Annotated in this window: 21 protein-coding genes and 1 pseudogene; 6 read left to right on the top strand and 16 right to left on the bottom strand. The window is 48.6% G+C overall.

Features of this window, described 5'->3' with window-relative positions; genetic code table 11:
* Positions 1 to 118 precede the first annotated feature (118 nt).
* Entirely contained in the window at positions 119 to 1426 is a 1308-nt protein-coding gene (locus tag QJ036_RS06130; RefSeq protein WP_283230567.1) for a M18 family aminopeptidase, read from the bottom strand.
* A gap of 147 nt (positions 1427 to 1573) precedes the next feature.
* On the opposite strand from QJ036_RS06130, the gene QJ036_RS06125 reads away from it, so the two are divergent.
* Positions 1574 to 2071, top strand: coding sequence for a DUF5721 family protein (locus tag QJ036_RS06125; protein ID WP_283230566.1), 498 nt, complete (start codon positions 1574 to 1576; stop codon positions 2069 to 2071).
* A gap of 159 nt (positions 2072 to 2230) precedes the next feature.
* On the top strand, positions 2231 to 4231 hold the full coding sequence (gene htpG / locus QJ036_RS06120; RefSeq protein ID WP_283230565.1) for a molecular chaperone HtpG: 2001 nt from the start codon (positions 2231 to 2233) through the stop codon (positions 4229 to 4231).
* Between the two features lie 76 nt (positions 4232 to 4307).
* Here htpG and QJ036_RS06115 read toward each other — a convergent pair whose 3' ends face one another.
* Positions 4308 to 4454 carry a hypothetical protein gene (locus QJ036_RS06115; RefSeq protein WP_283230564.1) on the bottom strand — a complete coding sequence of 49 codons (147 nt, stop codon included), beginning with the start codon at positions 4452 to 4454 and terminating at the stop codon, positions 4308 to 4310.
* A 143-nt stretch (positions 4455 to 4597) separates the two neighbouring features.
* Here QJ036_RS06115 and QJ036_RS06110 point away from each other — a divergent pair, with 143 nt between their 5' ends.
* Both QJ036_RS06110 and QJ036_RS06105 read left to right on the top strand, forming a co-directional pair.
* A complete protein-coding gene (locus QJ036_RS06110) occupies positions 4598 to 5104 on the top strand; it encodes a hypothetical protein (RefSeq protein ID WP_283230563.1) in 507 nt (168 codons plus the stop codon).
* 46 nt (positions 5105 to 5150) lie between these two features.
* Complete coding sequence (locus QJ036_RS06105) at positions 5151 to 5672, top strand: hypothetical protein (protein ID WP_283230562.1); 522 nt, start codon at positions 5151 to 5153, stop codon at positions 5670 to 5672.
* A 52-nt stretch (positions 5673 to 5724) separates the two neighbouring features.
* Here the strand turns inward: QJ036_RS06105 and QJ036_RS06100 are convergent, their stop codons facing one another.
* The 8 genes from QJ036_RS06100 to QJ036_RS06065 form a co-directional block, all read right to left on the bottom strand.
* Positions 5725 to 6408 (bottom strand): ABC transporter ATP-binding protein, encoded by a 684-nt coding sequence (locus QJ036_RS06100; RefSeq protein ID WP_283230561.1) that lies wholly within the window; start codon positions 6406 to 6408, stop codon positions 5725 to 5727.
* A gap of 8 nt (positions 6409 to 6416) precedes the next feature.
* Positions 6417 to 9389: an ABC transporter permease gene (locus tag QJ036_RS06095; RefSeq protein ID WP_283230560.1), complete on the bottom strand. Its 2973-nt coding sequence runs from the start codon at positions 9387 to 9389 to the stop codon at positions 6417 to 6419.
* A gap of 128 nt (positions 9390 to 9517) precedes the next feature.
* Positions 9518 to 10666: a sensor histidine kinase gene (locus tag QJ036_RS06090; RefSeq protein WP_283230559.1), complete on the bottom strand. Its 1149-nt coding sequence runs from the start codon at positions 10664 to 10666 to the stop codon at positions 9518 to 9520.
* Positions 10667 to 10676: 10 nt separating this feature from the next.
* Positions 10677 to 11378, bottom strand: a complete 702-nt coding sequence (locus QJ036_RS06085; RefSeq protein WP_283230558.1) for a response regulator transcription factor — start codon at positions 11376 to 11378, stop codon at positions 10677 to 10679.
* A 211-nt stretch (positions 11379 to 11589) separates the two neighbouring features.
* Complete coding sequence (locus QJ036_RS06080) at positions 11590 to 13446, bottom strand: polysaccharide deacetylase family protein (RefSeq protein WP_283230557.1); 1857 nt, start codon at positions 13444 to 13446, stop codon at positions 11590 to 11592.
* Positions 13447 to 13553: 107 nt separating this feature from the next.
* On the bottom strand, positions 13554 to 15050 hold the full coding sequence (thrC, locus tag QJ036_RS06075) for a threonine synthase (protein ID WP_283230556.1): 1497 nt from the start codon (positions 15048 to 15050) through the stop codon (positions 13554 to 13556).
* A gap of 104 nt (positions 15051 to 15154) precedes the next feature.
* A complete protein-coding gene (gene ybaK / locus QJ036_RS06070) occupies positions 15155 to 15640 on the bottom strand; it encodes a Cys-tRNA(Pro) deacylase (protein ID WP_283230555.1) in 486 nt (161 codons plus the stop codon).
* A gap of 4 nt (positions 15641 to 15644) precedes the next feature.
* On the bottom strand, positions 15645 to 16577 hold the full coding sequence (locus QJ036_RS06065) for an AraC family transcriptional regulator (protein WP_283230554.1): 933 nt from the start codon (positions 16575 to 16577) through the stop codon (positions 15645 to 15647).
* Between the two features lie 125 nt (positions 16578 to 16702).
* Between QJ036_RS06065 and QJ036_RS06060 the strand changes: the two are divergent.
* A pseudogene (locus QJ036_RS06060) lies at positions 16703 to 17197 on the top strand (MFS transporter); the annotation flags it as partial.
* Between the two features lie 198 nt (positions 17198 to 17395).
* Here QJ036_RS06060 and leuD read toward each other — a convergent pair.
* Both leuD and leuC read right to left on the bottom strand, forming a co-directional pair.
* A complete protein-coding gene (gene leuD / locus QJ036_RS06055; RefSeq protein ID WP_283230553.1) occupies positions 17396 to 17887 on the bottom strand; it encodes a 3-isopropylmalate dehydratase small subunit in 492 nt (163 codons plus the stop codon).
* Positions 17888 to 17902: 15 nt separating this feature from the next.
* Positions 17903 to 19171, bottom strand: coding sequence for a 3-isopropylmalate dehydratase large subunit (leuC, locus tag QJ036_RS06050; RefSeq protein WP_283230552.1), 1269 nt, complete (start codon positions 19169 to 19171; stop codon positions 17903 to 17905).
* Positions 19172 to 19336: 165 nt separating this feature from the next.
* Here leuC and QJ036_RS06045 point away from each other — a divergent pair, with 165 nt between their 5' ends.
* Positions 19337 to 20242, top strand: coding sequence for a LysR family transcriptional regulator (locus QJ036_RS06045; protein ID WP_283230551.1), 906 nt, complete (start codon positions 19337 to 19339; stop codon positions 20240 to 20242).
* Between the two features lie 144 nt (positions 20243 to 20386).
* On the opposite strand, the gene ilvC is transcribed toward QJ036_RS06045, so the two are convergent.
* The 4 genes from ilvC to QJ036_RS06025 form a co-directional block, all read right to left on the bottom strand.
* A complete protein-coding gene (gene ilvC, locus QJ036_RS06040; protein WP_283230550.1) occupies positions 20387 to 21400 on the bottom strand; it encodes a ketol-acid reductoisomerase in 1014 nt (337 codons plus the stop codon).
* Positions 21401 to 21444: 44 nt separating this feature from the next.
* On the bottom strand, positions 21445 to 21942 hold the full coding sequence (gene ilvN / locus QJ036_RS06035; protein ID WP_283230549.1) for an acetolactate synthase small subunit: 498 nt from the start codon (positions 21940 to 21942) through the stop codon (positions 21445 to 21447).
* Positions 21943 to 22523: 581 nt separating this feature from the next.
* The gene (locus QJ036_RS06030; protein WP_283230548.1) at positions 22524 to 22724 is read right to left on the bottom strand and encodes a DUF1858 domain-containing protein; all 201 of its coding nucleotides are present in this window, start codon (positions 22722 to 22724) and stop codon (positions 22524 to 22526) included.
* A complete protein-coding gene (locus QJ036_RS06025) occupies positions 22721 to 23746 on the bottom strand; it encodes a branched-chain amino acid aminotransferase (protein WP_283230547.1) in 1026 nt (341 codons plus the stop codon). The genes QJ036_RS06030 and QJ036_RS06025 overlap by 4 nt, the downstream gene beginning before the upstream one ends.
* Positions 23747 to 23812: the final 66 nt, after the last annotated feature.

Below are 23812 nucleotides of genomic sequence, written 5' to 3'. Positions count from 1 at the left end.
AATCTTTTACCATTCCATGTAGTTTTCATTACTATTTATGATAGCACAGGATATTGCATTTGAAAAGAGGGTTTTTTAACTTCTGTGTTAAGATTCCATAAAGGCCGTCAGGCTTTCCCTACTGCTCATTCCAATAGGCTTTCAAAAGTCCGGTGAGCGCCGCCTCATCCCCGACCCCCATAAGCTCCCGGGCTGAATGCATGGCAAGAAGAGGAATGCCGATATCTGCGGTTCTCATTACCGCAAAGGATGAGGCAATGGATCCCAGGGTACTGCCGCTTCCCACATCAGACCGGTTGGCAAACAACTGACTGGGAATCCCGTATTTGTCGCAGAGACTGCGGACGACCGCAATTGCTTCCCCGTCGGTGGCGTATTTCTGGTTGCTCTCCGCCTTGATTGCCACACCGCCGTTCAGATACACCAGATTCGTCACGTCACTCTTATCCGGCTGGCTTGGATGAATTCCGTGGGCCACATCTACCGAAAGGAAAAAACTTTTCAGCCTGCTGTTTAAGCAGTCCTCATCGGTATAACCGAAAGAACGGCAGATCTTTTCCATTATCATAGGAAGAAGCACTGACCCTGCTCCCTGCTTTGTCCTGCTGCCGATCTCCTCATGGTCAAACAGAACTGCCATATCGATGCCGCCTCTCCGTTCGGTTCCTGCCAGAAGGCCGTCCACACAGGCTTTCACGCTGGTCAGATTGTCAAGGCGGGGAGCCGACAAAAATTCTCCCTTCCCTCCAAGGATATCCGGCTTGTCGCAATTATAAACAGAAAGCTCAAAAAACAGGATATCCTCCGGCGATACTCCCATCTCTTCGGCAAGGATCCGGATAAAATAATCCTTCTGATTCAGTTCCCCGGCAAGAGCCTGACCGATGAGCGGAGCCATATCCTTCTGCTTGTTTAATTCAATTCCCTTGTTGATATCATGGTTCATATGGATCGCCAGATTTGGAATGGTACAGATGGGTCGTTTAAAGTCCACCAGTCTGGTTACCGGTGAAAAACAGCTTTCTCCCCTTAAAACTACCCGGCCTGCCGCCGACAGCGGCCTGTCCAGCCAGGTATTCAGGATCGGACCTCCGTAGGTTTCCACATTGAGCTTCGCATATGTCCCCTGTGACAGATCCGGTGCACTCTTTATGCGCATGCAGGGCCAGTCAGTGTGAGCCGCTGCTATCCGGAAGCTCTGGAGTCTGGCGAAGCCCTTGTTGATCCGGAAAGCAAACAACGACGAATCATATGCCTTCACATAATAACATCCGCCCCTGTTTAACTGCCAGTTATCACAAAGCGAAAGCTCCTCGTAGCCGGCCATGGCAAAATCCTCTGCCGCTCTCTGCACCGTGTGAAAAGGTGACACCCCCTTTTCAATATAATCCATAAGTCCGTCAAGGCTCTGGTTTCTTTCGTTCATAAGCTGTTTCCTCCGTTGTCAGATAGTCCGCCGATCAGGGCTTTTACGCCCTCCTGCTTCGCCCATTATAACACAGTTTTCCACTCGAAGAAACCACTTCCCTTTTTTCCGTTTTTCTTCTATACTGTACATAATAAGGAGGTTTCCATGATCGCACTGAATATTTCTGAAAAAAAAACGTTCACTTCCATGCTGTTTTTGCAGGACACCTTTGACTCCTTTCTACTGTCTCAGGCTTCCTTTACCACCGGAACTGCCATTTCCATCGATGGCGCCCTCCACAAAGACTATTTCACTGACAGCCAGTGGGAAGCCATGGAGCAGCACGATCTGGCCCGCTGGTCCCTGTTAAAGCCCCTCTGTTTTCAAATCATCAAAGGGACGCAGCTGCCGGAGCAGTTTAAGCTTGTCTTTGTTCTTTCCCGTTCCAACACAGAAAAACTGATTTCAGGAAACGGTCTTGCTTTTTCTGTTGATCAGATCGGGGGTCTGTTTTTGAATGTTCGTTATGAACAGGGAGCCATTACCTGCACCACCGGACTCTCTTTCACCTCCTTCATCATGGATAAAACCCTGGAGCATATCTGGGATGACGCGGTAAAACGCTTTTTTCGGTCCCGGAAAATCCCTTTTGAGGAACTGTAAATGACAAAAATACAGAAAATTTTATAAAATTATTAGCACTCATCCGTGATGAGTGCTAATTTTTTCTTGACTTTTGTTTCTGTCGGTATTACAATAGATCATAATCCACTGAGGCAGAAGCCTCTCAGACAATAAAATTAAAAGAAAGGTGTGACAGATATGCCGGAAAAACAGGGCAATTTATCTATTAACAGTGAAAACATATTTCCTATCATAAAGAAGTGGCTTTACAGTGACCACGATATTTTCTACCGGGAACTGATCTCCAACGGCTGCGACGCCATCACAAAGCTGAAGAAGCTGGATATGATGGGCGAGTTTGAAATTCCGGAGGATACAGAATTCAAGATTCTGGTAACCGTTGACCCTGACGGAAAAACCATCACCTTCAAGGATAATGGTCTCGGCATGACCTTTGAAGAGCTGGACGAATACATCAATCAGATTGCTTTCTCCGGAGCAAAGGATTTCCTGGAAAAATACAAGGACAAGACCAACGAGGATCAGATCATCGGACATTTCGGTCTGGGCTTCTATTCCGCCTTCATGGTTGCGGATAAGGTCACCATCGATACCAAATCCTACCGTGCCGATGCTCCCGCCGTTCACTGGGAATCTGACGGCGGTCAGGAATTTGCCATGGCCGAGGGTGACAAGGAGGATTTCGGTACCGAGATCACCCTTTACCTGAATGAGGACAGTCTGGAATTCGCCAACGAATACAAGGCAAGAGAGGTTATGACCAAATATTGTTCCTTCATGCCTGTAAATATTTATCTGGAAAAGGCCAACGCTCCCCAGGAGTTTGAAACCATCGATGCCAGCGAAGTGACCGACAGGGATGTGGTCGTGGAACGTACCGTAGAGGAAGCAAAGACTGAGGAACGGGAAAATGAAAACGGCGAGAAGGAAACGGTGGAGATCTCCCCCAGAAGAGAGCTTGCCAAGATCCACAAGCGCCCTGTCCCCATCAATGATATTCATCCTCTGTGGACCAGGCATCCCAACGAGTGTACCGACGAGGAATACAAAAAATTCTACCGTACCGTATTCAACGATTACAAGGAGCCTCTGTTCTGGATCCATCTGAACATGGATTATCCCTTCAATTTAAAGGGCATCCTGTACTTCCCGAAGATCGGATCCCAGTATGAAAGCATTGAGGGCACCATCAAGCTTTACAACAATCAGGTATTTGTGGCGGACAATATCAAGGAGGTTATTCCCGAATTCCTGATGCTCTTAAAAGGCGTCATCGACTGCCCCGACCTGCCCCTCAACGTTTCCAGAAGCGCCCTGCAGAACGACGGCTTCGTGAAGAAGATCTCTGATTACATCACCAAGAAGGTGGCTGACAAGCTGACCGGCATGTACAAGGTCGAGAAAGAAAACTATGAGAAATACTGGGATGATTTAAGTCCCTTTATCAAATACGGCTACATCCGCGATGAAAAATTTGAGGAAAAGATCAAGGACTGCATCCTCTTCAAGAATCTGGAGGGCAGATATCTGACCCTGGCTGAGTGTCTGGAGGAAAACAAGGAGGCTCATGAGAATACCGTCTTCTATGTGACCGATGAAAAAGCCCAGAGCCAGTATATCAAGATGTTTAAGGATGCCGGTATCGACGCTGTCATCCTGACCCATGCCATCGACGCTCCCTTCATCAGCCACGTGGAGCAGAAAAATGAGGATGTTCACTTCCTGAGGATCGATACCGATCTGGACAAGGCATTCAAGGAAGAGACTAGGGAAGAGGATAAGGAATCCATGACTGCCATGACCGACAAGCTGACAGAAATCTTCCGGAAAGCCCTCGATAATGATAAGCTGGATGTCAAGGTTGAAAAGCTGAAAAATCCTGATATTGCTTCTGTCGTCACCCTTTCCGAAGAAGGCCGCCGGATGCAGGATATGATGAAGATGTATAACATGGGTGATATGAATCTGGATATGTTCGGTGCCTCCGAAAGCCTGGTTCTTAACGCCAACCACCCGCTGGTGACCTACGTTCTGGACCACGCTGACGGTGAGGACACTTCCGCCTTCTGTGAACAGCTTTATGATCTTGCCCTGCTCTCCCACGGCAGTCTGTCACCGGAGCGCATGAGCAAATTTGTAACCCGATCCAACGATATTATGCTGAAGCTGGCAAAATAAACGATACCGACAACAGTCATGGGATGCTGCAAAAGTAGATATATGTAATCTACCGGGCAGCATCCCACTTTCTTTTTCATCTCTTTTCCCGTTTTCTTTTTCCGGGCCAGCCGGATCTCTGCCTTCTTTCTCTCCTGTTCCTTTCCTGCTCCTCCCGGACCTGATCACACTCTTCATCTATTTCATAAACGGAATCTTCATCAATGATAAGCTTGGTTTTCATGGGGACTCCTCTCCAGGATTCCTGCTTATTGCTATTGTATGCGGCTTTTTCCCTGCCCGCTCCCGGCAATCCGTTTTTTCCGTCTGCACTCATAATCCTCTGTGCCTGCGCATACACTGAACAGATGAAAGTGGTGAGGTGCTGTGTTGCAGCAGGAAGATTTAAAGGCAACTGAATTTGATAAAATGACCTGCAGCTACAACCTTCAGATGCTGAAGGCGGCTCTTTCATATTTTCCTTCCGGACAAAGACGTCTTCTCTCCCTTCTGATCAAGCTTCAGGAGCTCCAAAATACCGTTAGGCTTTTCTCTTCCCCTGACCGTATGGAGGCACTGAGCATCTGCTCTGCCGCAGAAGGTGTACCAAAGCGAGGCTTTTTTGATATTCTGAGTGAGATCAAGGATTACGGAAGTCCTGAGCAGAAAAAGGCCTTTGAACAGTTTCAGCAGTTCATCCAGCTTTCCAGCCTATATGAGCAGATGTCTCAGACTTCTCCCCAGAACTCTGCAGCGTCCCCCCGGGAATCTCCGACTGGTGCGCCGGCCAATCCATCTCCGGATTCCGATCTTGGCAGCCAGATCCGTAATTCCCTTCCTCCGGAAAAACAGGCACTGTTTGATTCCTACCGATCCCTGTTCCACAACACATAGTCTGTCCAATCGTCCATACATCATTCTTTGAAAGGAGAAGTCTGTCATGAGCGACTATTACAATCCCTACAGAAATCCATATCCCGGTCAGCAGCCGGAACAGCCCTCAAGCCAGAATCCCGATTATCCCCAGCCTCAAAATCAATCCTGGGAACAGAAGCCCCGCCACAGCCAGGAAAGTCCGCCAAACGACAGCCAAAACCGATCAGGCAGTCAGGATCGAACCGGCTTCCAGGGGCAGGCCACCCCTCAGAATCAGGCCGGTTTTCAAGGGCAATCCAGCACTCAGAATCAGGCCGGCTGGCAGAATGACCCAACCTTAAAGAATATGGATTTAAAAAAACTGGCCTTTCTTTCGGAGCTGGCCTCCCAGTCCGGCGGCAAATCCATGGATACCCTTCTTCCCTTTCTGATATCCGCCAACAAAAACGCCAACTCCATGGGGCTTCAGTTCAGTGACGCAGAAACAGATCTGATCGTCAATCTGTTAAAAAGCCGCATGAGCCCTCAGGAACAATCCCGCATTGATATGCTTCGAAAAATGGCAGATATTCTCGGAAAGAAATAGGAACAGGCCGGAGCCAAACGCCCCGGCCTTCCGTCTGCTGCTTTTATCCTTTTTATACCTGTTTCTCTCCCGTCACAAGGTTCCCGTCTTCCAGAGTCAATACCTCATCCGCCATTCTGGCGATCTGAAGATCATGGGTCACCAGAATCAGAGTCTGATGAAAGATTCTGCAGGTTCCCTGCAGGATCTGCAGCACCTCCTCCGCACTCTTCGCGTCCAGATTGCCTGTAGGCTCGTCAGCCAGCACAACTGCCGGCTTTGCAATGAGAGCCCTGGCAATGGCTACTCTCTGTGCTTCCCCTCCGGATAACTCATTTGGATACTTCTTTTCCTTTCCCACCAGTCGAAGCTTCTTTAAAAGCATGATCTCGTATTCTTCATCGATCTCCCTCTGGTCCAGGTAAAGCGGCATCCGGATGTTGTCGATGGCAGTGTATTCCGGGAGCAGATTATAGGCCTGAAAAACAAAACCGATTCGTCTGCGACGAAAAATGGCGGCTTCCCTGTCATTAAAGGCAGCCAGATTTTTACCTTCCATAATGACTTCACCTGCCGTAGGCCTATCCAGTCCTCCCAGAAGATGTAAAAGCGTTGATTTTCCGGAACCGCTCCTGCCGATAACTGCATAAAACTTCCCTTCCTCGATCTGCAAATCAAGAGGCTTCAACGCCTGTACTGCCCGTTCTCCTGTTCCATATGTTTTTTCCAGCCGTTTCGTCTCCAACAGTATATTCATACGCCCTCCTATTCCCCCAGTTCTCTGATATTCTCTACGGGACTGTTTTTCAAAACTCCTCCAAGGGGCATCAGATAAATGATAATGCCAATCAGAAGAAAGCAACTACAGAATAACAAGTGCAAAAACCAATTATATGTTCCAAAACATGTGTCATACCAATAGAGTATCTTCTCTGTTTTCCCACTGAATGCATACGGTGAAATTTTTCCGATGATCGTCCTGTTGGAAAGCCAGACCCAAAGAAATAAGAATCCCTGAGAAATTGACAATGCAAGGATGCTGTTTTTTAATCCCCGAAGGAAATAGCTCCAAAGCATATCTTTCCTTCGAATTCCCAGAGACTGAAAAATTCCAAAATGCCGTTTATCCTCTGAAAGATGTGACTCTACCATCTGCAGCAGGAAACAAAGGAATACACACCCACCGGTGACAGCTCCCGCCATAAAAAGAATCGATCGATTCAAAGATATATTATACTCCTCTTTCCATACCTCGAAGCTTTCATAATTTGCATTACACAAAAATCCGTAAAGACTGGAAAGATTTTGAATAGTTCCTTCTGTAGACTGCGTTGCACTGTTATTACATACAATTTTGACAGAATCATATGGAGTTCCTTCGGACTTCACATTCACAGATGAAGCAGATTCCCCTGATATAGCTTCTTCCAGCAAAATCTGATAAATCTCCTCTCCAACTTCTGAGATTATTGCGTCTTTTTTATCTTTCAGATTCTGAATCTTCAATTTCTGCTCCAGTTCAACAGATATCTGCCTAAGTTGATCAACCAGCCCCCCACCTGCAATGACTGTATACGGTTTTAAATGATATTGATTATAATATAAATTATTATTCCAAAGAGGATTTTTTATATCCTGAGGTAAATACCGAAGAATACCGCCCACTTTCACCTGAATCTTTTTTTCTAAAGAACAGGTAAGATTTCCATTTCCGTCCTGCTCCTGGGCACGAACAGTCAGCGTGACCACGTCACCGGGCTTCACTGTCTGCTCCAACTCAAAAAATCTTCTGTATCTTTTATCTGTATTGATCTCTACCTTATCCATTCCCGTAATCATCGCATGGTAATCCCGATCTCTATAAGGTGGAAGAAATAAAATAATCTCCTGTCCTGATTCAAAAAGATCTTTGTCAAATTCCCCCTCTTCAATCCACTCCTCCAATCCTTCCATATTTTGTTCCCAGCCAGTGTAAATGCCTTTCAGGTTAACAAGAGCCTCTCCTTTTCGTTGTTTGTAATCCTCATGAAAGCTGTAAGGCGGGGAATGCCAGTTTTTTCGAAGCCTCTCCAGTTCATTGTTCTCTACCCCATTAAAAGAAAGATACAGATCTGAATCCAGATCGTCCTTACCTGTATAAACAGCCTCTACCCCGGGAATCTTCCTGATCCGCTCCAACAGGGTATCATTCATATTGTTCCCGCTGTACTTGCCCTGAAATGAGAGCTCATAAGTCAGTGCACGCTCCCCGTTATTATAGGGAATCATCTTCTTTCCTGTCTGATACAGGACAAAAAATACCAGGAAAGTCATAACCGTCATAAGAATCACTACGCATACCCGGAACCATCCGCTGTCTCTTCCCGCTGTCAACTTTCCTCCGGTATAACGCTTCTCTTTTTTAAGCGGCTTTATTCTGCGTATTTTGGGAGCGATCTCCCCACGTATCGGAATTTTACTTCCCTTTTTAATTGGGATCATTGCACCAATATATGCAATAAGACAGCCTGTCAGAAGTCCACCGCACCATAACGGAATATCCAGCGAAAATACCAGCCCCAGTATCCTTGCTATACCACTGAGCCATAGAACTGACGGAACAATAATAAATCCCGCCAATGCGCCGAAAGGCAGTGCCCGAACGATTACTGTGGACATTTCTCTCAGCAGAATTGCCCGTACCTGTTTATCTGTAGCGCCTATGGCTTTTAATAGTCCCACCTGTCTGCTCCGCTTTTTCATCTGGATTCCCATCATCTGGAATATAACCACTGCTGATCCCAGAAAAACGATAAGCAGAGTCATGCCTAAATAGCTGTAATCCACTGTTCCAAAAAAGTCATAGGAATAATAATTATAGGCAAAGTGATGAATGGTATCCATTGATTTATCCGGCATCCCATAAATCTGAATCGTATCAGATACAGAACCGTTCACATCTGTAAGTACATGATAGAAGGGGTCCCATGAATAAGCCTCTGCTGCTTTATCTGTAATTATTGCAGATGCGACATCGTAGCCTTTGCTGTTCCATCCACCGCCATAATCTGTCAGAATCCCGCAGAGTCTGTATTTTTTTTCCTGAAACCTGGTCTCCATGTTGTCGTTGGATGCCGTGTTTTCACCGCTGTAAACCAGGAAACTGATCTCCTGTCCCAACCGTTCCTCATACCCCATTCGCAAAAGGCATGTCCTCGTCATGGCAATTTCGTTAATATTCTCCGGAAATGCCCCTTCCTCCACGGTGATCCTGCCTAGTTCTCTTGCGCCTTCATCCAGCGTACCAAGAAGGTTGCCCCCACCTAAATAGGCATTCAGTTCCCCTTCCGAAATCCCCATACCTGTCATTCCCGCCTCCAAAAGGCTTTGATACGGCTTTTCCCAGGACTCCTTCGGCATTTTAATAATTTCTTCTCCGATCTTCTCCAGTTCTTTTATTTTCTCTTTAGCCTCAGGTCCCAAAACAATTCCTGCAATTCTGCTGATACCAATACGTATATTGGCCGGATTGCTAATTATTTCGTCAGCAAATTCCTTGTCCACATGAAAGACGGCCGCCTTCCATTCCCCACATGCGTCCAGCCGCTGCTGCTTTTCCGTTTCTCTGGAAATACTGAACCAGGTAGTTCCGGCACTGACCAGGAAAAACAGAAAAAACAGCACAATAAATAAGGATGTGTTTTCTCTGCGGCGGCCCTGTCCCGACAAACGGGCAAGCTCTTTTATACTCTTTGCCATGCTGCTCCTCCCCCCAATAAAAATCACGTGTAAATGTACTCTCTGTATCTGCCTTAATGGTAACACATACGTTTTCCATTTACACGTGACGTTTTCGTAAGCTTTTTCATAAGAGACGAAGAACGCGCTCAGCCTTCGTAGGCATCCGGACCGTCCAGTATTCTGAATTTCATTAAAAATCTGGTTCCGATTCTTTTTCCTTCTTTCTCTAATGCAGAGGCACAGATCGTTCCATGAGTGGCCTCCACGACCTCTTTTACGATGGAAAGGCCCAAACCGGTACCGCCTTTGTCTGCCCTTCCCGTATAAAACCGCTCAAAGATCCTGTTTCCGGCCTCCTCCGAAAACCCGCCTCCTTCATCCGTAAGCTCCAGATACTTCCACCGATCCTCATCCCAATGTCGAAGATGGATCGTTCCTCCCGCTCTCATAGATTCAACAGAATTTTTTACCAGATTTGCTATGGCCGTCTTCATCCAGCCGCTGTCACAGAACAATGGCTTTCTCGACTGAGAGTCATAGGAAACACTTATCTTTCGCTTTTCCAATAAAGAAGAAAGCTCTTTGCGGACTCCCTCGACCATCACATCAATGTCTGCCGGTGCAGGAATCACTGCCACTTTTCCTGCCGAAAACCGACTGGAAAGCAGAAATTCATCTATGGTATCCTTCAGTCTGGTACACTGTTCCTGGCAATTTTGTATCTTCCCCAGCGCTGCCTCCTGCCCTTCAAGCTTTCCCTCCAGAAGATCCAGATCCAGACAGAGCGCCGTCATCGGTGTCTTCATCTGATGAACCATATTTTCCATAAAACGGCATATTTTCTCCTTTTCCTCCTGGACAAGAGCGATCATATGACAATTTCTCCGATACAGAAGCTCCACCTGATTGGACAACGAGGATAACAGCCCTTCTTTCCACTGAGCCAGAGCCACGTCCTTTCCCGCAGTCAGCTGCTCCAGGCAGAAACTGAATCTGCTGATTTCCTTTTCCAGTCTCATCAGCCACTTTTTTCCATAAAGATAGAAGCCCAGGAGAGCCCCCATGGGAAAAAGGCCCAGAAGCCAGATCCGATTGTGGGCCGTCCCGTCAAGAAGAGCGGAAAAACGGGCGGCATCCGTTCTTCCGTATAACGTTGTCAGAACATCCAGAATTCTGTTCCGTTCTGATCGAAAACTGAGCCACAGAGCCAGTACCCACGCTCCCATCACCAACACTGCCAAAAGCAGGAATCCTCTTTCCAATGCTTTCTCTTCCCGATATTTTCCCTCTCCCATGAAAACCTCCTCACTGCCGTTTCACAGGCAGATTCCAGCGGTAGCCCACACCCCGCACTGTCTCCAGATAGGTTTTACCCTCAAAGGTACCAAGCTTTTCCCGCAGTCTGCTCACGTGGACACGAATGGTATTGTCCTCGATATATTTTCCGTTCTTATCCCAGACCACCTCCACAAGCTCCTGCCGGCTCACCTTATCCGGCCAAGCATTCATGAGCAGATAGACCATCTGGCATTCCTTCGGTGTGAAAATCAATTCTTCACCATTCTGTTCTATCTTTCTGCTTTTTAAATTCAGGCTGAAGGCACCGCTGGTAAGATACTTTCCTTCTTCCGTTTCCTGTCCCATCCGTGCCCTCCGGATCAGGGATCTGACCCGTGACAAAAGCTCTTTCAACCGGAACGGTTTCGCTACATAATCATCTCCGCCCAGCTCCAATCCCCGCACAGTATTCGCCTCGTCAGAAAAAGCCGTTAAAAAAAGAATAGGAGTCTGCCAATGCTCCCGCAATTTTCTGCACACCTCAAATCCGCTCTCTCCCGGCAGCTTCACATCCAGGATGCACAGATCCCATTTCTCTCCCTGAAATTTTTCCAATGCCTCCTCACCGGTTTCCACGCCGCAGGGCTCATAGCCCTCCCAGGCAAGTGCTTCGATCAAGCCTTCACGAACTGAGGGCTCGTCCTCCACAATCAGAATTCTCTCACCCATAAAACCTCCTTATTTATCATAATGGTAGCACAATCACCATGAATTTTCCAGATATTTTGTGATCAGGCCGCAAATGTAATGGCACATCATGCATCAAAGCCTCTATTCCATATACATTTTTCTATTTATAATTCCATTCTTCTCCACCAAAACAGCCGTCCTGCATTTCCGGTTATGTCGACCAGAAACACAAGACGGCTGTTTGTATCATTTATGAACCAAAATCTGTTCGGATGTCGCCGCTGGAATAATAAACGTGACCTCCCTCATAGGGAATCCCTTTAGCGGCAAACATTTCTTCCATGGTCACTAGCTGGAAACCTCTGGCTTTGAGCTCCGGTATGATCGTTCTGCAGGCTTCAATGGTTTCCGGATGGATATCGTGCATCAGGATGATGTCGCCATCGGCCGCCTTCAGATCCTCGTCGTAAAGGACTGTGTTAATGGTAGCTTCAGCGTCTCTCGTCTTCCAGTCCTCCGTATCCACATTCCACCGTGCAAAAGGATAATCCGTCACGTAGGCAATCACGTGGTTGTTCCATCCGCCGTAAGGAGGACGGACCGTTCCGCAGGCAGACAGCCCCCATCCCTCCAGGATCTCATTGACCCCATCGATCTGACGGGTGATCTCATCGTCAGAAATATCCTTGAAGTTTTTATGCTCCAGGGTATGGTTTCCGATCTGGCAGCCAAGAGAGACGGCTCTTTTCACGATCTGCTCAGCAGAATCCGACTTCAAAGAAGAGCCCACAACGAAAAATGTTGCCCTGGCATCGTTAGCCTCTAAAATATCGAGAAGCTCCGGTGTGGTTGATGCCTTCGGACCGTCATCAAAGGTAAGGCATACCATGGGCTTTGCAGGATCCACTCCGGAAGTCACTGTTCCCTGCGCAGCCTGCTCGCCTCCCAGATCCAAAGTCAGGTAATCCCGAACCTCATCCATGGGGATGGTAAAAGAAAGAAGCTCTACCGTCTCCTCGATCAGGGTCTTTCCGGGGAAATACAGGGTAAGACCATCCTCATTCCAGGTATAATACTGGAAATTCACATCTGCTGCCGCAGCAGCACCCGTCTTCAGAGTACCGGTCTGGTTTCCCGCGAATTCTTCCGTTTTCTGTGCCAGAAGCTCCAGATACCCCTCCTTCATCACGTCGGAAAGAGATATCTCCGCTCCGTCAGAGAGGCGGTATGTATACGTTTCCACACTGTCCCCGGACAGATTTTCCTGAGGAAGCTCCCGATGAATATTAAATTTCACGGAGACGAGCGCCTCATCGGTCTGATAGATCTCATAATCCACGGTCATGAGCATCCTGGTCCTTCCGTCGGTGCGCAGGCTCTGAACCTGGTTCTTAAATAAAGAAATGATATCGTCTGCACGCTGAGCAACCGCAGCATCAATGGTTTCATTTCCTATGGCCGGATAATGAAGAATATACCCCTCATAATCTGCGATTTCCTTCTTTTCCTGAACCGTACCCAGCTCCTTTTGATCGGCCGGCACCGTAAACTGAAAATCCTGTTCGGTAAGCTTGGCCGTTGAAACGGAACCGGACTCATTGGCCCCGGCAGAAGCGTCTGCCGGTTTGTTTTCTTTTTCCGAACCGCTCCGCAGCATCCAGACTGCCACCACAACCAGCACTGCCAGAATAACCAGCAGAACTGCGATCATAATTTTCATTCTCTTTTTCTTTTTGAGACGTTCTTCCCTCATCCGGCGCTTTTCCTGCTCCCAGCCGGAAACAGCCTGACTTCTCTGAGCTCCTGCCGTGTGCTGACCCTGCACGGAACGCTGACCGGATACCGGACGCTGCACCGATGCCGAACGCTGACCGGATACCGGACGCTGACTAGATGCCGGATGCTGACCGGATGCCGGACGCTGACCGGATGCCGGACGCTGACCGGATGCCGGACGCCTTCTGGCAGTCATATCCTCTGAAGCACCGTTTCTGCCAGACTGGCTGCCTGCCGCCCTGCGGCCGGCCCCAGTCTGAGAATTATTTCTGGATCTGTGGGAAAGCTGGATATATTCCAGCTTTCTCTCATCCTTCCCCTCCTGTGACATGCTTTCATCCTCTTTCAAAATTATATTTGCGCCGCAAGCGCCTCACTCTGTATCAATACTATAGCACATATTTTTAAAGATACACTTAACAAAATATGACAATTTTCTTATGCTTCGATTCCAAGGAAGGCTTTTACCGTATTCTTCATCTCAGCCGTCTCGCAGACAGTCTTATGAAGCACGGGCGCTGTGCGGATCTCCTCGATGGCTGCAGGTACCGCTGTGCCGGAAATCTCCGACAGCACATCAACCAGTGCAAAATCTTCCATTTCATCATATTTGGCGTCAATGGCTTTCATGACACTTCTCGTAAATTTATAGGGACTTGCTGTGGAAGCAATGACCATCTTTTTTCTGTCACCGGATGTTTTTCGATAGCTTCTGGCTACAAAAGAAGCAACAGCCGTGTGGGTATCAATGACATAGCCGGTATTTTCGTATACCGTTTTGATTTCTTTCGCAGTCTCCTCCTCGCTTGCAAAGCCGCCGCAAAAATCAGAAAGCTGTGCTCTCATCTCATCGGTGATCTCGTAGCGTCCCGTTTCGGAAAGGGATTTCATAAGAGCCGCATCCTTTCCTGCATCGCTTCCGGCAATCCGGTACACAAGACGCTCCAGATTGCTCGAAATGAGGATATCCATAGACGGTGAGCTGGTCAGAAGAAATTCTCTGTTTCTGTCGTAAGCGCCTGTCTGGAAGAAATCAAAAAGCACTTTGTTTTCGTTAGAGGCGCAGATCAGCTTACCGATGGGCAGACCCATGAGCTTGGCATAATAAGCTGCCAGAATATTTCCAAAATTTCCGGTGGGTACAGTCACGTTGATCTCCTCACCTTCGGTGATGACTCCCTTTTTCAGAAGCTGTCCGTACGCATAAACGTAATAGACCACCTGGGGAACAAGCCGTCCGATGTTGATGGAGTTGGCCGAGGAGAACTGATAACCGTGGCTGTCAAGCTCCGCTGCCAGCTCTTTGTCCCCGAACATGGCCTTTACCCCGCTCTGAGCATCATCGAAATTTCCATGGATTCCCACCACAAAGGTGTTGGCTCCCTTCTGGGTCACCATCTGTTTTTTCTGGATGGGGCTTACACCGTCCTTGGGATAAAATACGATGATCTTTGTTCCGGGCACATCGGCAAAGCCTGCCAGCGCCGCCTTTCCTGTATCGCCGGAGGTGGCAGTCAGGATCACGATCTCATTTTTGATCTGATTCTTTTTCGCGGAAGTCACCATCAGATACGGCAGAATGGAAAGAGCCATGTCCTTGAAAGCAATGGTAGAGCCGTGGAACAGCTCCAGATAATAGGAACCATCTGCTTCTTTTAACGGTGCGATTTCCTTCGTATCAAATTTTTCGTCATATGCATTTGTAATGCAGGAACGAAGTTCCTCATCAGTAAAATCTGTCAGGAACTGCTTCATCACAGCAAATGCCGTATCCTGATAGGAAAGCTGAGAAAGCTCCCTGAGACTCATGGGGAGAGCCGGAATGGTTTCAGGTACAAAAAGCCCTCCGTCCTCAGCCAGTCCCTTTAAAATTGCCTGGGAAGCAGTCACCTTGCCGCCTGCCCCTCTTGTGCTTTCATATAATAATTCAGCCATTTGATTTTCCTCTCTCTGTAGTCAAAAACTGACATATTTTCATATCACGTTTCATCATATCACAGGGTTTTTCATTTGTCACCCCGGTTTTCAGTCCTTTTTCCCTATTCTTTCACCAGACTGCAGAATTCCGCCTCCAGATATCCGGCCAGCTTCTCCGGATCAGCAAAGATCTGGCAGCCCCTCACCCCTGCGCTGATCCCGATCTCGTCAAAAAGCTGCGCTGTTTCTTCTATATAAGTAGGATACTTCTTTTTCATTCCAATGGGAGAACAGCCGCCGCGGATATAGCCGGTCAGCCCCAAAAGCTCCCTGACGTGGATCATTTCCACCTGCTTGTCTCCTGCCACCACCGCAGCCTTCTTTAAATCCAGTTCCTCACAGACGGGAATACAGAATACCAGGATACCACGTTTCTTTCCCCTTGCCACAAGGGTTTTGAACACCATATCCTTGTCGAGCCCCAGAAGTTCCACCACATGGGCGCCGCTCAGATCGTTTTCATCCACCTCATATTCGGCGGTGCGGTAAGGAATCCCCGCTGTCTCCAAAAGACGCATTGCATTTGTTTTTACCGATTTTTCTGTCATATCCTTATTCCCCTTTTCCTTCGGTACAATCCTGTTCCCCTGCCAGCTCCCTCCGGTATGCCGACGGAGTCTTCCCGTACAATTCCTTAAACACCTTTGCAAAATAGCTCATCTCCTGGAAGCCGCACCGGACGGCAATGTCCGAAATCCTGGCATCCGTGGAAGTCAGAAGCCCGGCGGCGCGGCCGATCCGATACTTCTTCAGATACTGGATCGGCGTCACGTTCAGCACCGAACGAAAACAGCGCAGGCATTCGCTTTCGCTGATTCCGGCACTGACTGCAATCTCCCCCATGGAAAGCTCCTCACCGAAATGAGTCTCAATGTGCTGCAGCATTGCCTTGATCCGCCGGTTATCCCTGAATACTTTTTCTGTGGACGCAGTTTCTGCTGTCGGCCGGTGGGCGGTCACAAGATACACAAGACGGGAAAGCTGCTCTCTCGCCGTAAATTCATAGCCATCGGGCTTCTCGTTGATTGCCCGCCAAGCCTGCAGGGAGGCTTCTATCGCCTCTCTCTGCCATTCCACCTGAGGAGAAAGCACCATTCCCTGCAAGGTCCGGCTGGTCAGAAGCGGCAGCAGATATTTCTGCCAGAAAACACTGTCCATGGTTCCTCCCACCAGCTGCGGATGGAAAACCACTGCCCGGAGAAGACATGGATCCGTTTCTGTCCCGTCTCCTCTCTCTCCTGCGTGGAGAACTCCTCCATTGACAAAATATCCTTCTCCTTCTGAAAGGAGAATTTCTTTTTTCCCTGCTTTGAACAGGATTTTTCCTTTTTTTACCACATTGATTTCCAGTTCATCGTGCCAATGCCAGGGAACCGGATCAAAGGTCAGATCGTCATTGCAGATGATCGCCGGAAATTCTCCCGCCCTGCGGTTTATGATCTCCCGGCCGTTTTCATCCAGCTCACCGAATATATTAACGGGCATCGCTGCAGCTCCTTTCTTTAATTCTCTTACTTTGAGGATTTTATCTTATATTTCTGCAGTTTTTATTCTAACATACTTATATTTTTGATGATATAATCCTATTACAAAACAAGGAGGAAATCAAGATGATGACTCTGCTTCTTGCAATTATTTATCTCACCTTTATCAGTCTGGGCCTTCCGGACTCTCTGCTTGGCTCTGCCTGGCCCGGCATTTATCAGGATTTCAGTGTCCCTATCTCCTATGCAGGAACCGTTTCCATGATCATCGCCGCCGGCACTGTACTCTCCAGTCTTGAAAGTGACCGGCTGATCAAATGGCTGGGAGTCGGAAAAGTAACGCTGTTCAGCGTAGCGATGACCATGGCTGCCCTGTTCGGCTTCTCAATGAGCAGATCCTTTTCCGTGCTCTGTCTCTGGGCCATCCCCTACGGACTGGGCGCAGGAAGCATCGATGCTGCCCTCAATAATTATGTGGCTCTCCATTTTGCCAGCCGCCACATGAGCTGGCTTCATTGTATGTGGGGCGTCGGTGCCTCCATCGGCCCTGTGCTCATGGGCTGGGCCATGACAAGGCAGCTTGGCTGGACCGCAGGCTACCGCTCCGTTGCCCTGATCCAGGCTGTCCCTTGCAGGACTTGTTCTCATCGGGCTTTTTCCCTTTTATCTGCTTCTGCTTATATTTCTGATGATCCTCATGCATGAAAGACTGATGAAAAAGGCTGCCTCACAAACCAACTGATTTGCTTATTTCTTATTTCAACTTTACAAAGGCCCCGGAAAGCAGAATATCTGCTCCGGGGCCGTCTCATTTTTCTGTTACTTTTTCTGTTCGTTGATATAATTCATCAGGCCCTCAGCTTTAATGATCTTCTGCATAAACTCCGGGAATGCCTGTCCCTTGAACTGGGTATTCTTTGTCTTATTGTAAATCATACCGCTGTCAAAATCGATCTCTACTTCGTCTCCTGCCTCGATTCCCTTCGATGCCTCCGGGCACTCAATGATGGGAAGCCCGATGTTGATGGCATTTCTGTAGAAAATTCTGGCAAAGGTTTCGGCAATGACACAGCTGACGCCTGCTGCCTTGATGGAAAGCGGTGCATGCTCTCTGGAGGAGCCGCAGCCGAAATTCTTTGCGGCAACGATGATATCACCCTTTTTCACCTTATTTACAAAATCCTTATCAATATCCTCCATACAATGGGTCGCCAGCTCCGCCGGGTCGGAGGAATTCAGATACCTTGCCGGAATGATCACGTCGGTATCCACATTATCGCCATATTTAAAAACAGTACCCTGTGCTCTCATGATGTGTCCTCCCTCCTACATTCCCAGTTCTTCCGGTCCGGAGATCTTTCCGGTCACAGCGCTTGCCGCCGCCACTGCGGGGCTTGCCAGATAAACCTCTGATTTCACATGGCCCATACGGCCTACAAAGTTCCGGTTGGTGGTTGAAATGCAGCGCTCGCCCTCGGCCAGAACTCCCATATATCCGCCCAGGCAGGGACCGCAGGTAGGAGTGCTTACAATGGCTCCCGCTTCAATGAAGGTGCGGATAAGCCCCTCTTCCATTGCCTGCAGATAGATCTTCTGAGTTGCAGGAATGATAATGACGCGGACTCCCTTCTTCACCTTTTTCCCTTCCAGGATCTTCGCAGCCACTCTCAGATCGTCGATCCGACCGTTGGTACAGGAACCGATGACCACCTGATCCACGGGCACATCTCCCACTTCATCAATACTGCGTGTATTTTCCGGAAGGTGAGGGAATGCCACCGTCGGACGGATGCTTCCCAGATCCAGACGGATCACCCGCGCATACTCTGCATCCTCATCGGCTTCATAGGCCTTGAAGGGACGCATGGAATGTTCCTTCATATAAGCGACAGCCTTTTCATCCACCGGGAAAATTCCGTTCTTGCCGCCGGCCTCAATGGCCATATTGGCAATGGTAAAGCGGTCGTCCATGGAAAGCTCTGCCACACCGTCACCGGTAAATTCCATAGACTGATAAAGAGCACCATCCACACCGATCATTCCAATGATGTGAAGGATCACATCCTTACCGCTGACCCACTTCTGAAGCTTGCCGGTCAGCTCGATCTTGATGGCGGAGGGCACCTTGAACCATGCCTTTCCGGTGGCCATACCAGCCGCCATATCCGTACTTCCCACGCCGGTGGAAAAAGCACCGAGAGCACCGTAGGTACAGGTGTGGGAATCGGCGCCGATCACCACATCGCCAGCCACCACAAGTCCTTTCTCCGGAAGCAGTGCATGCTCAATGCCCATCTCTCCCACATCGAAAAAATTGGTGATTTCATGCTTTGCAGCAAATTCTCTCACACATTTGCAGTGCTCTGCTGATTTGATATCCTTGTTAGGAACAAAATGATCCATAACAAGAGCAATTTTATCTTTATGAAATACTGAGCTGTCCTTCATTTTGCCATCCATCTCATGGATCGCCACAGGAGATGTAATATCATTTCCCAAAACCAGGTCCAAATCGGCCTCGATTAACTGTCCTGCTTCCACAGACTCAAGGCCTGCGTGGGCCGCCAGAATCTTCTGCGTCATTGTCATTCCCATAGTATGTATCCTCCTTCATTTCTGCACACGAGGCCGCCGCCTCAACTCACAGCTCATTATACCATCCCATGCATTATAATTGAAATACGGATTTTGCATGTTTACTATGAACTGAAGTTATGGTATGCTGAAAGAAATCACAGATTTTTTAATCGGGAGGCTGCCATGGAACAAAATTTATCCTTATACCGCATTTTCTTTGAGGTTGCCCAGACCGGAAACATTTCCCGGGCCGCCAAAAATCTTTACATCAGCCAGCCGGCCATCAGCAAGGCCATCAGCAAGCTGGAGGACAATCTCCATCTTCCCCTGTTCATCCGCAATTCCCGCGGAGTCCAGCTGACAGAGGAAGGTGCCATTCTTTTCGAACACGTCCGCGCTGCCTTTGAAATGCTGGATCACGGCGAAGACGAGCTGAAACGGATGATGGAGCTGGGCGTCGGCCACATCCGTATCGGTGTCAGCACTGTGCTGTGCAAATATGTGCTCCTCCCCTGCCTGAAGGAATTTGTGGCCCGGTACCCCCATGTAAAATTTACCATCCACTGCCAGTCGACCCTGCAGACCCTGGAGCTTCTGGAAAAACAGCAGATCGATCTGGGGTTGACGGCGGAGCCCTCCCACAAAAAAAACATCATCTTTGACAAGGTAACGGATATCGAGGACGGATTCATTGCCACTCCCGCTTACCTGACCAACATGCGGCTCAGGGAAGGCGCTCTCCAGTCCGACGTATTCAAAAACGGTACGGTCCTGATGCTGGAAAAAGGCAATGTCAGCCGCACCTACATTGAGGATTATTTCCGCGAGCAGCACGTAGAGCCCAACCATCTGCTGGAGGTCTCCACCATGGATCTGATCATTGATTTTGCAAGGATCGGTCTCGGAGCCGGCTGTGTCATTAAAAATTTTGTCCGGGAGGAAATCAAAAACGGTACGTTTGTGGAGATCCCGCTGACGCCTCCCATTCCGAAGCGTTCCATCGGCTTCGTATACAACAGCCAGTCCTCCCATTCCAAGGCGCTCAATATGTTTATCAAATATTACCGGCATTTTTATCAGAATGCATGATCGGCGGCAGGCAAACCAGACAGTTTCAGTTTTGGTCAGCCGGATCGTTTTTCCATTCCGATAATCGAAAAAAGGAGCTGCTGCTCCGGTAGATTTCTCTGCCTGGAACAACAGCTCCTCCTATATTCTTTAATAAAGCCAGCCTTAGTTGTTGATCAGCTTGCTGCCGTCATTGTTCCAGCTGTAAAGCTTACGAAGCTCTTCGCCGACAGCCTCCAGCTGATGAGCAGCCTCTCTCTTTCTCATAGCCTTGAAATGAGGAGCGCCTACCTGGTTCTCGGTCAGCCAATCCTTTGCGAAGGTACCATCCTGAATGTCGGACAGGATCTTCTTCATGGCCTTCTTGGTATCCTCGGTCACGATCTTCGGTCCGGTGATGTAATCGCCGTACTCAGCAGTGTTGGAGATGGAATATCTCATGCCTGCGAAACCGCTCTCATAGATCAGGTCTACAATGAGCTTCATCTCATGGATGCACTCAAAGTATGCGCTCTCGGGCTCATAGCCTGCCTCAACCAGAGTCTCAAAGCCTGCTTTCATCAGGGCAGTCACGCCGCCGCAGAGAACTGCCTGCTCACCGAAGAGGTCAGTCTCAGTTTCCTCGCGGAAGGTGGTCTGAAGAACGCCTGCTCTTGCGCCGCCGATGGCCAGAGCGTATGCCAGTGCCATATCATGAGCCTTGCCGGTTGCATCCTGATGAACAGCGATCAGGCAGGGAACACCCTTGCCGGCCTGATATTCGCTTCTTACGGTGTGGCCCGGTCCCTTGGGAGCGATCATAGCCACATCTACATTCTTCGGAGGAATGATCTGTCCGAAGTGGATCGCGAAACCATGAGCAAACATCAGCATGTTGCCGGGCTCCAGATTGGGCTCGATGGACTCTTTGTACATCTTAGCCTGCTTCTCATCGTTGATGAGGATCATGATGATGTCGGCCTTCTTTGCTGCCTCTGCAGCAGTATATACCTCAAATCCCTGTGCTTCAGCCTTTGCCCAGGATTTGCTTCCCTCATAAAGACCGATGATCACATGACAACCGGACTCTTTTGCATTCAGTGCATGTGCATGTCCCTGGCTGCCGTAGCCGATAACTGCAATTGTCTTTCCCTCCAGCAGTGATAAATTGCAATCTTCCTGATAATAAATCTTTGCCATAATACATTCCTCCAAAGTGTGGTAATAATAAAATGTGATAATAATTAATCTATGGGTGATACGCTGCCTCTTTCAAGACCCGTAAGACCTGTCCTTGCCATTTCCTGAACCGCAAAGCCTCCGATCAAACGAAGGAATGCATCCACCTTCGCCTGATTTCCTGTCAGCTCGATGATCATGGATTCCTCCGCCACATCGATGACCTTCGCGCGGAAAATATTTACGATGGACAGAAGCTGATCTCTTTCCTCCGGCTTCACTTCCACCTTCAGGAGCACCAGTTCCCGGCATACCGATGTGGTATGGGATTTCAACTCCTTGATCTCAATGACGTCTACCAGCTTCTCCAGCTGCCTGTGGATCTGCTCCAGAATCTCATCGTCGCCTCTGGCCACCACAGTCATCCTGGAATACAGCGGATTCTCCGTCTCGCCAACGGTCAGACTGTCGATATTGTAGCCTCTGCGGCTGAAAAGCCCTGAAATTCTGCTAAGGACTCCGGGCGTGTTTTCCATCAAAAGTGAGAACACTGCTCTTCTCATTGTAGGCATCCTCCTTCTCGCCAATTCTTCAACGGATTATTCCAATAATATCACACCATTTTGGGAATTTCAATCGCTGTTCCCCTTTTTTTGTTATATTTCCCCGGTATTTCCATACCTATTAGTTATATCTTTTATTCTCAATGTGCATAATTCCTGTTTTCTTTCATATACTAAGGGAAAAAGAGAGGTGCACGGCCATGGACAAACGGGCACACCCCATTAGGCTCTAAAGGAAAGTAAAGAAATCCCTAATAATCTTCACGTTTTTTTTAGAAACCATACAAACTCTTGTCACAATTGTCCGGTATACTAAAATCATCAAAAGGAGCTGATAACAATTCAAAAGCGCGCATCCGTTGTCAGCTTCGCCAAACAACAACTACCATTTATATAGATTGTCTTTTTCATACTCGGCCGGTGCCAACGCACCGGCTACTCCTCTTTTTATGGGGACATCTCGAAAAGCAAGGGACAACAGGTTTATAAATCGGTTTCGGCTGCCACAATTTTTTGCAATCCGGAAAATCGTGAAGTCCGGCATTGAGGCCGGACTTCTGATAATTATATAGCTGATAATTTTATATTGTGTGGAGCAGATGCAGATTCAGCTTCCGAACCAAAAGGACCGGATCTATTCCGTGCTCCAGGGCAGCCTCCTCAATGGTCTCTCCCCCAGCGGAAACACAGCCGATGCAGTGCATCCCGGCCTGGGCAAGAAGCGGAGCCGCCTCCTCATAGGTTTCGATCAGCTCACTGATGAGCATATCCTTGCCGATCATTTGATAACCTTGATCCAGCCCTCAGGAGCTTCGATGCGTCCCATCTGGATGCCGGTCAGAGTCTCATAAAGCTTCTTTGTAACAGGGCCCATCTCGGTCATACCGCTGGGCATGCAGATCTCCTTGCCGTGATCCACGATCTTGCCAACAGGAGAAATAACAGCTGCAGTACCGCAAAGACCGCACTCTGCGAAATCCTTGACCTCGTCAAAGAATACTTCTCTCTCCTCAACCTCAAGTCCCAGATATTCCTTGGCAACATATACCAGGGAGCGGCGGGTGATGGAGGGCAGGATGCTGTTGGACTTGGGAGTAACCACCTTGTTGTCCTTGGTCACGAACAGGAAGTTGGCTCCACCGGTCTCCTCAACCTTGGTCCTTGTCTTGGGATCCAGGAACATATTCTCATCATAGCCGGCTGCATGGGCAGTAACCCCTGCATGAAGGCTCATGGCATAGTTTAAACCGCCTTTGATATGGCCGGTGCCGCAGGGCGCTGCACGGTCAAAGTCGCTGACGCAGAGAGTCAGAGGTCTCACACCGCCCTTGAAGTAAGGACCAACCGGTGTACAGAAGATACGGAACTCAAACTCATCTGCAGGCTTAACACCGATCACGGCGTTCTTGCCATACATATAGGGACGCAGATACAGGGTCGCACCGGAGCCATAGGGCGGAACATAAGCCTCATTGGCCGCTACTACCTGGGCAACTGCATCAATAAAACGATCCTTGGGGAATACAGGCATCTCCAGACGCTTTGCGGAAGATTCCAGACGCTCTGCATTCAGGTCGGGACGGAAGGTGACAATATGGCCATCCTCCGTGGTATATGCCTTCAGACCCTCGAAGCAGGTCTGCGCATACTGAAGAACACAGGCACATTCGCTCATGGTGACTGTTGCGTCAGAGATCAGGGCGCCCTCGTCCCATGTACCATCCTTGTAATAGGAAACATATCGTTTGTCGGTTTCCATGTAGGCAAATCCAAGATTGCCCCAGTCAATATTCTTCTTTTCCATCACATTTCTCCATTCTGCTGTCTGCCAGCGGGTAAATTTTTCTTATGGGCTATTATAACTCAGCTT

Origin of the sequence: Fusibacillus kribbianus (genome assembly GCF_030053595.1) — a bacterium.
Lineage (GTDB): Bacteria > Bacillota > Clostridia > Lachnospirales > Lachnospiraceae > Lientehia > Lientehia kribbiana.
Note: the sequence above shows the minus strand (reverse complement) of the source record. Positions and strands in the feature narration are given on the sequence as shown.

Bases quoted from the DNA above. Each gene is read 5' to 3' on its own strand.
- ilvC (WP_283230550.1), bottom strand. From the start codon at position 21,400: ATGGCAAAGATTTATTATCAGGAAGATTGCAATTTATCACTGCTGGAG.
- QJ036_RS06095 (WP_283230560.1), bottom strand. From the start codon at position 9,389: ATGGCAAAGAGTATAAAAGAGCTTGCCCGTTTGTCGGGACAGGGCCGC.
- QJ036_RS06045 (WP_283230551.1), top strand. From the start codon at position 19,337: ATGGAACAAAATTTATCCTTATACCGCATTTTCTTTGAGGTTGCCCAG.
- leuC (WP_283230552.1), bottom strand. From the start codon at position 19,171: ATGGGAATGACAATGACGCAGAAGATTCTGGCGGCCCACGCAGGCCTT.
- QJ036_RS06130 (WP_283230567.1), bottom strand. From the start codon at position 1,426: ATGAACGAAAGAAACCAGAGCCTTGACGGACTTATGGATTATATTGAA.
- leuD (WP_283230553.1), bottom strand. From the start codon at position 17,887: ATGAGAGCACAGGGTACTGTTTTTAAATATGGCGATAATGTGGATACC.
- QJ036_RS06090 (WP_283230559.1), bottom strand. From the start codon at position 10,666: ATGGGAGAGGGAAAATATCGGGAAGAGAAAGCATTGGAAAGAGGATTC.
- QJ036_RS06100 (WP_283230561.1), bottom strand. From the start codon at position 6,408: ATGAATATACTGTTGGAGACGAAACGGCTGGAAAAAACATATGGAACA.
- QJ036_RS06030 (WP_283230548.1), bottom strand. From the start codon at position 22,724: ATGATCGGCAAGGATATGCTCATCAGTGAGCTGATCGAAACCTATGAG.
- QJ036_RS06115 (WP_283230564.1), bottom strand. From the start codon at position 4,454: ATGAAAACCAAGCTTATCATTGATGAAGATTCCGTTTATGAAATAGAT.
- htpG (WP_283230565.1), top strand. From the start codon at position 2,231: ATGCCGGAAAAACAGGGCAATTTATCTATTAACAGTGAAAACATATTT.
- ybaK (WP_283230555.1), bottom strand. From the start codon at position 15,640: ATGACAGAAAAATCGGTAAAAACAAATGCAATGCGTCTTTTGGAGACA.
- QJ036_RS06085 (WP_283230558.1), bottom strand. From the start codon at position 11,378: ATGGGTGAGAGAATTCTGATTGTGGAGGACGAGCCCTCAGTTCGTGAA.
- QJ036_RS06105 (WP_283230562.1), top strand. From the start codon at position 5,151: ATGAGCGACTATTACAATCCCTACAGAAATCCATATCCCGGTCAGCAG.
- QJ036_RS06125 (WP_283230566.1), top strand. From the start codon at position 1,574: ATGATCGCACTGAATATTTCTGAAAAAAAAACGTTCACTTCCATGCTG.
- QJ036_RS06080 (WP_283230557.1), bottom strand. From the start codon at position 13,446: ATGTCACAGGAGGGGAAGGATGAGAGAAAGCTGGAATATATCCAGCTT.
- ilvN (WP_283230549.1), bottom strand. From the start codon at position 21,942: ATGAGAAGAGCAGTGTTCTCACTTTTGATGGAAAACACGCCCGGAGTC.
- QJ036_RS06065 (WP_283230554.1), bottom strand. From the start codon at position 16,577: ATGCCCGTTAATATATTCGGTGAGCTGGATGAAAACGGCCGGGAGATC.
- thrC (WP_283230556.1), bottom strand. From the start codon at position 15,050: ATGGCTGAATTATTATATGAAAGCACAAGAGGGGCAGGCGGCAAGGTG.
- QJ036_RS06025 (WP_283230547.1), bottom strand. From the start codon at position 23,746: ATGGAAAAGAAGAATATTGACTGGGGCAATCTTGGATTTGCCTACATG.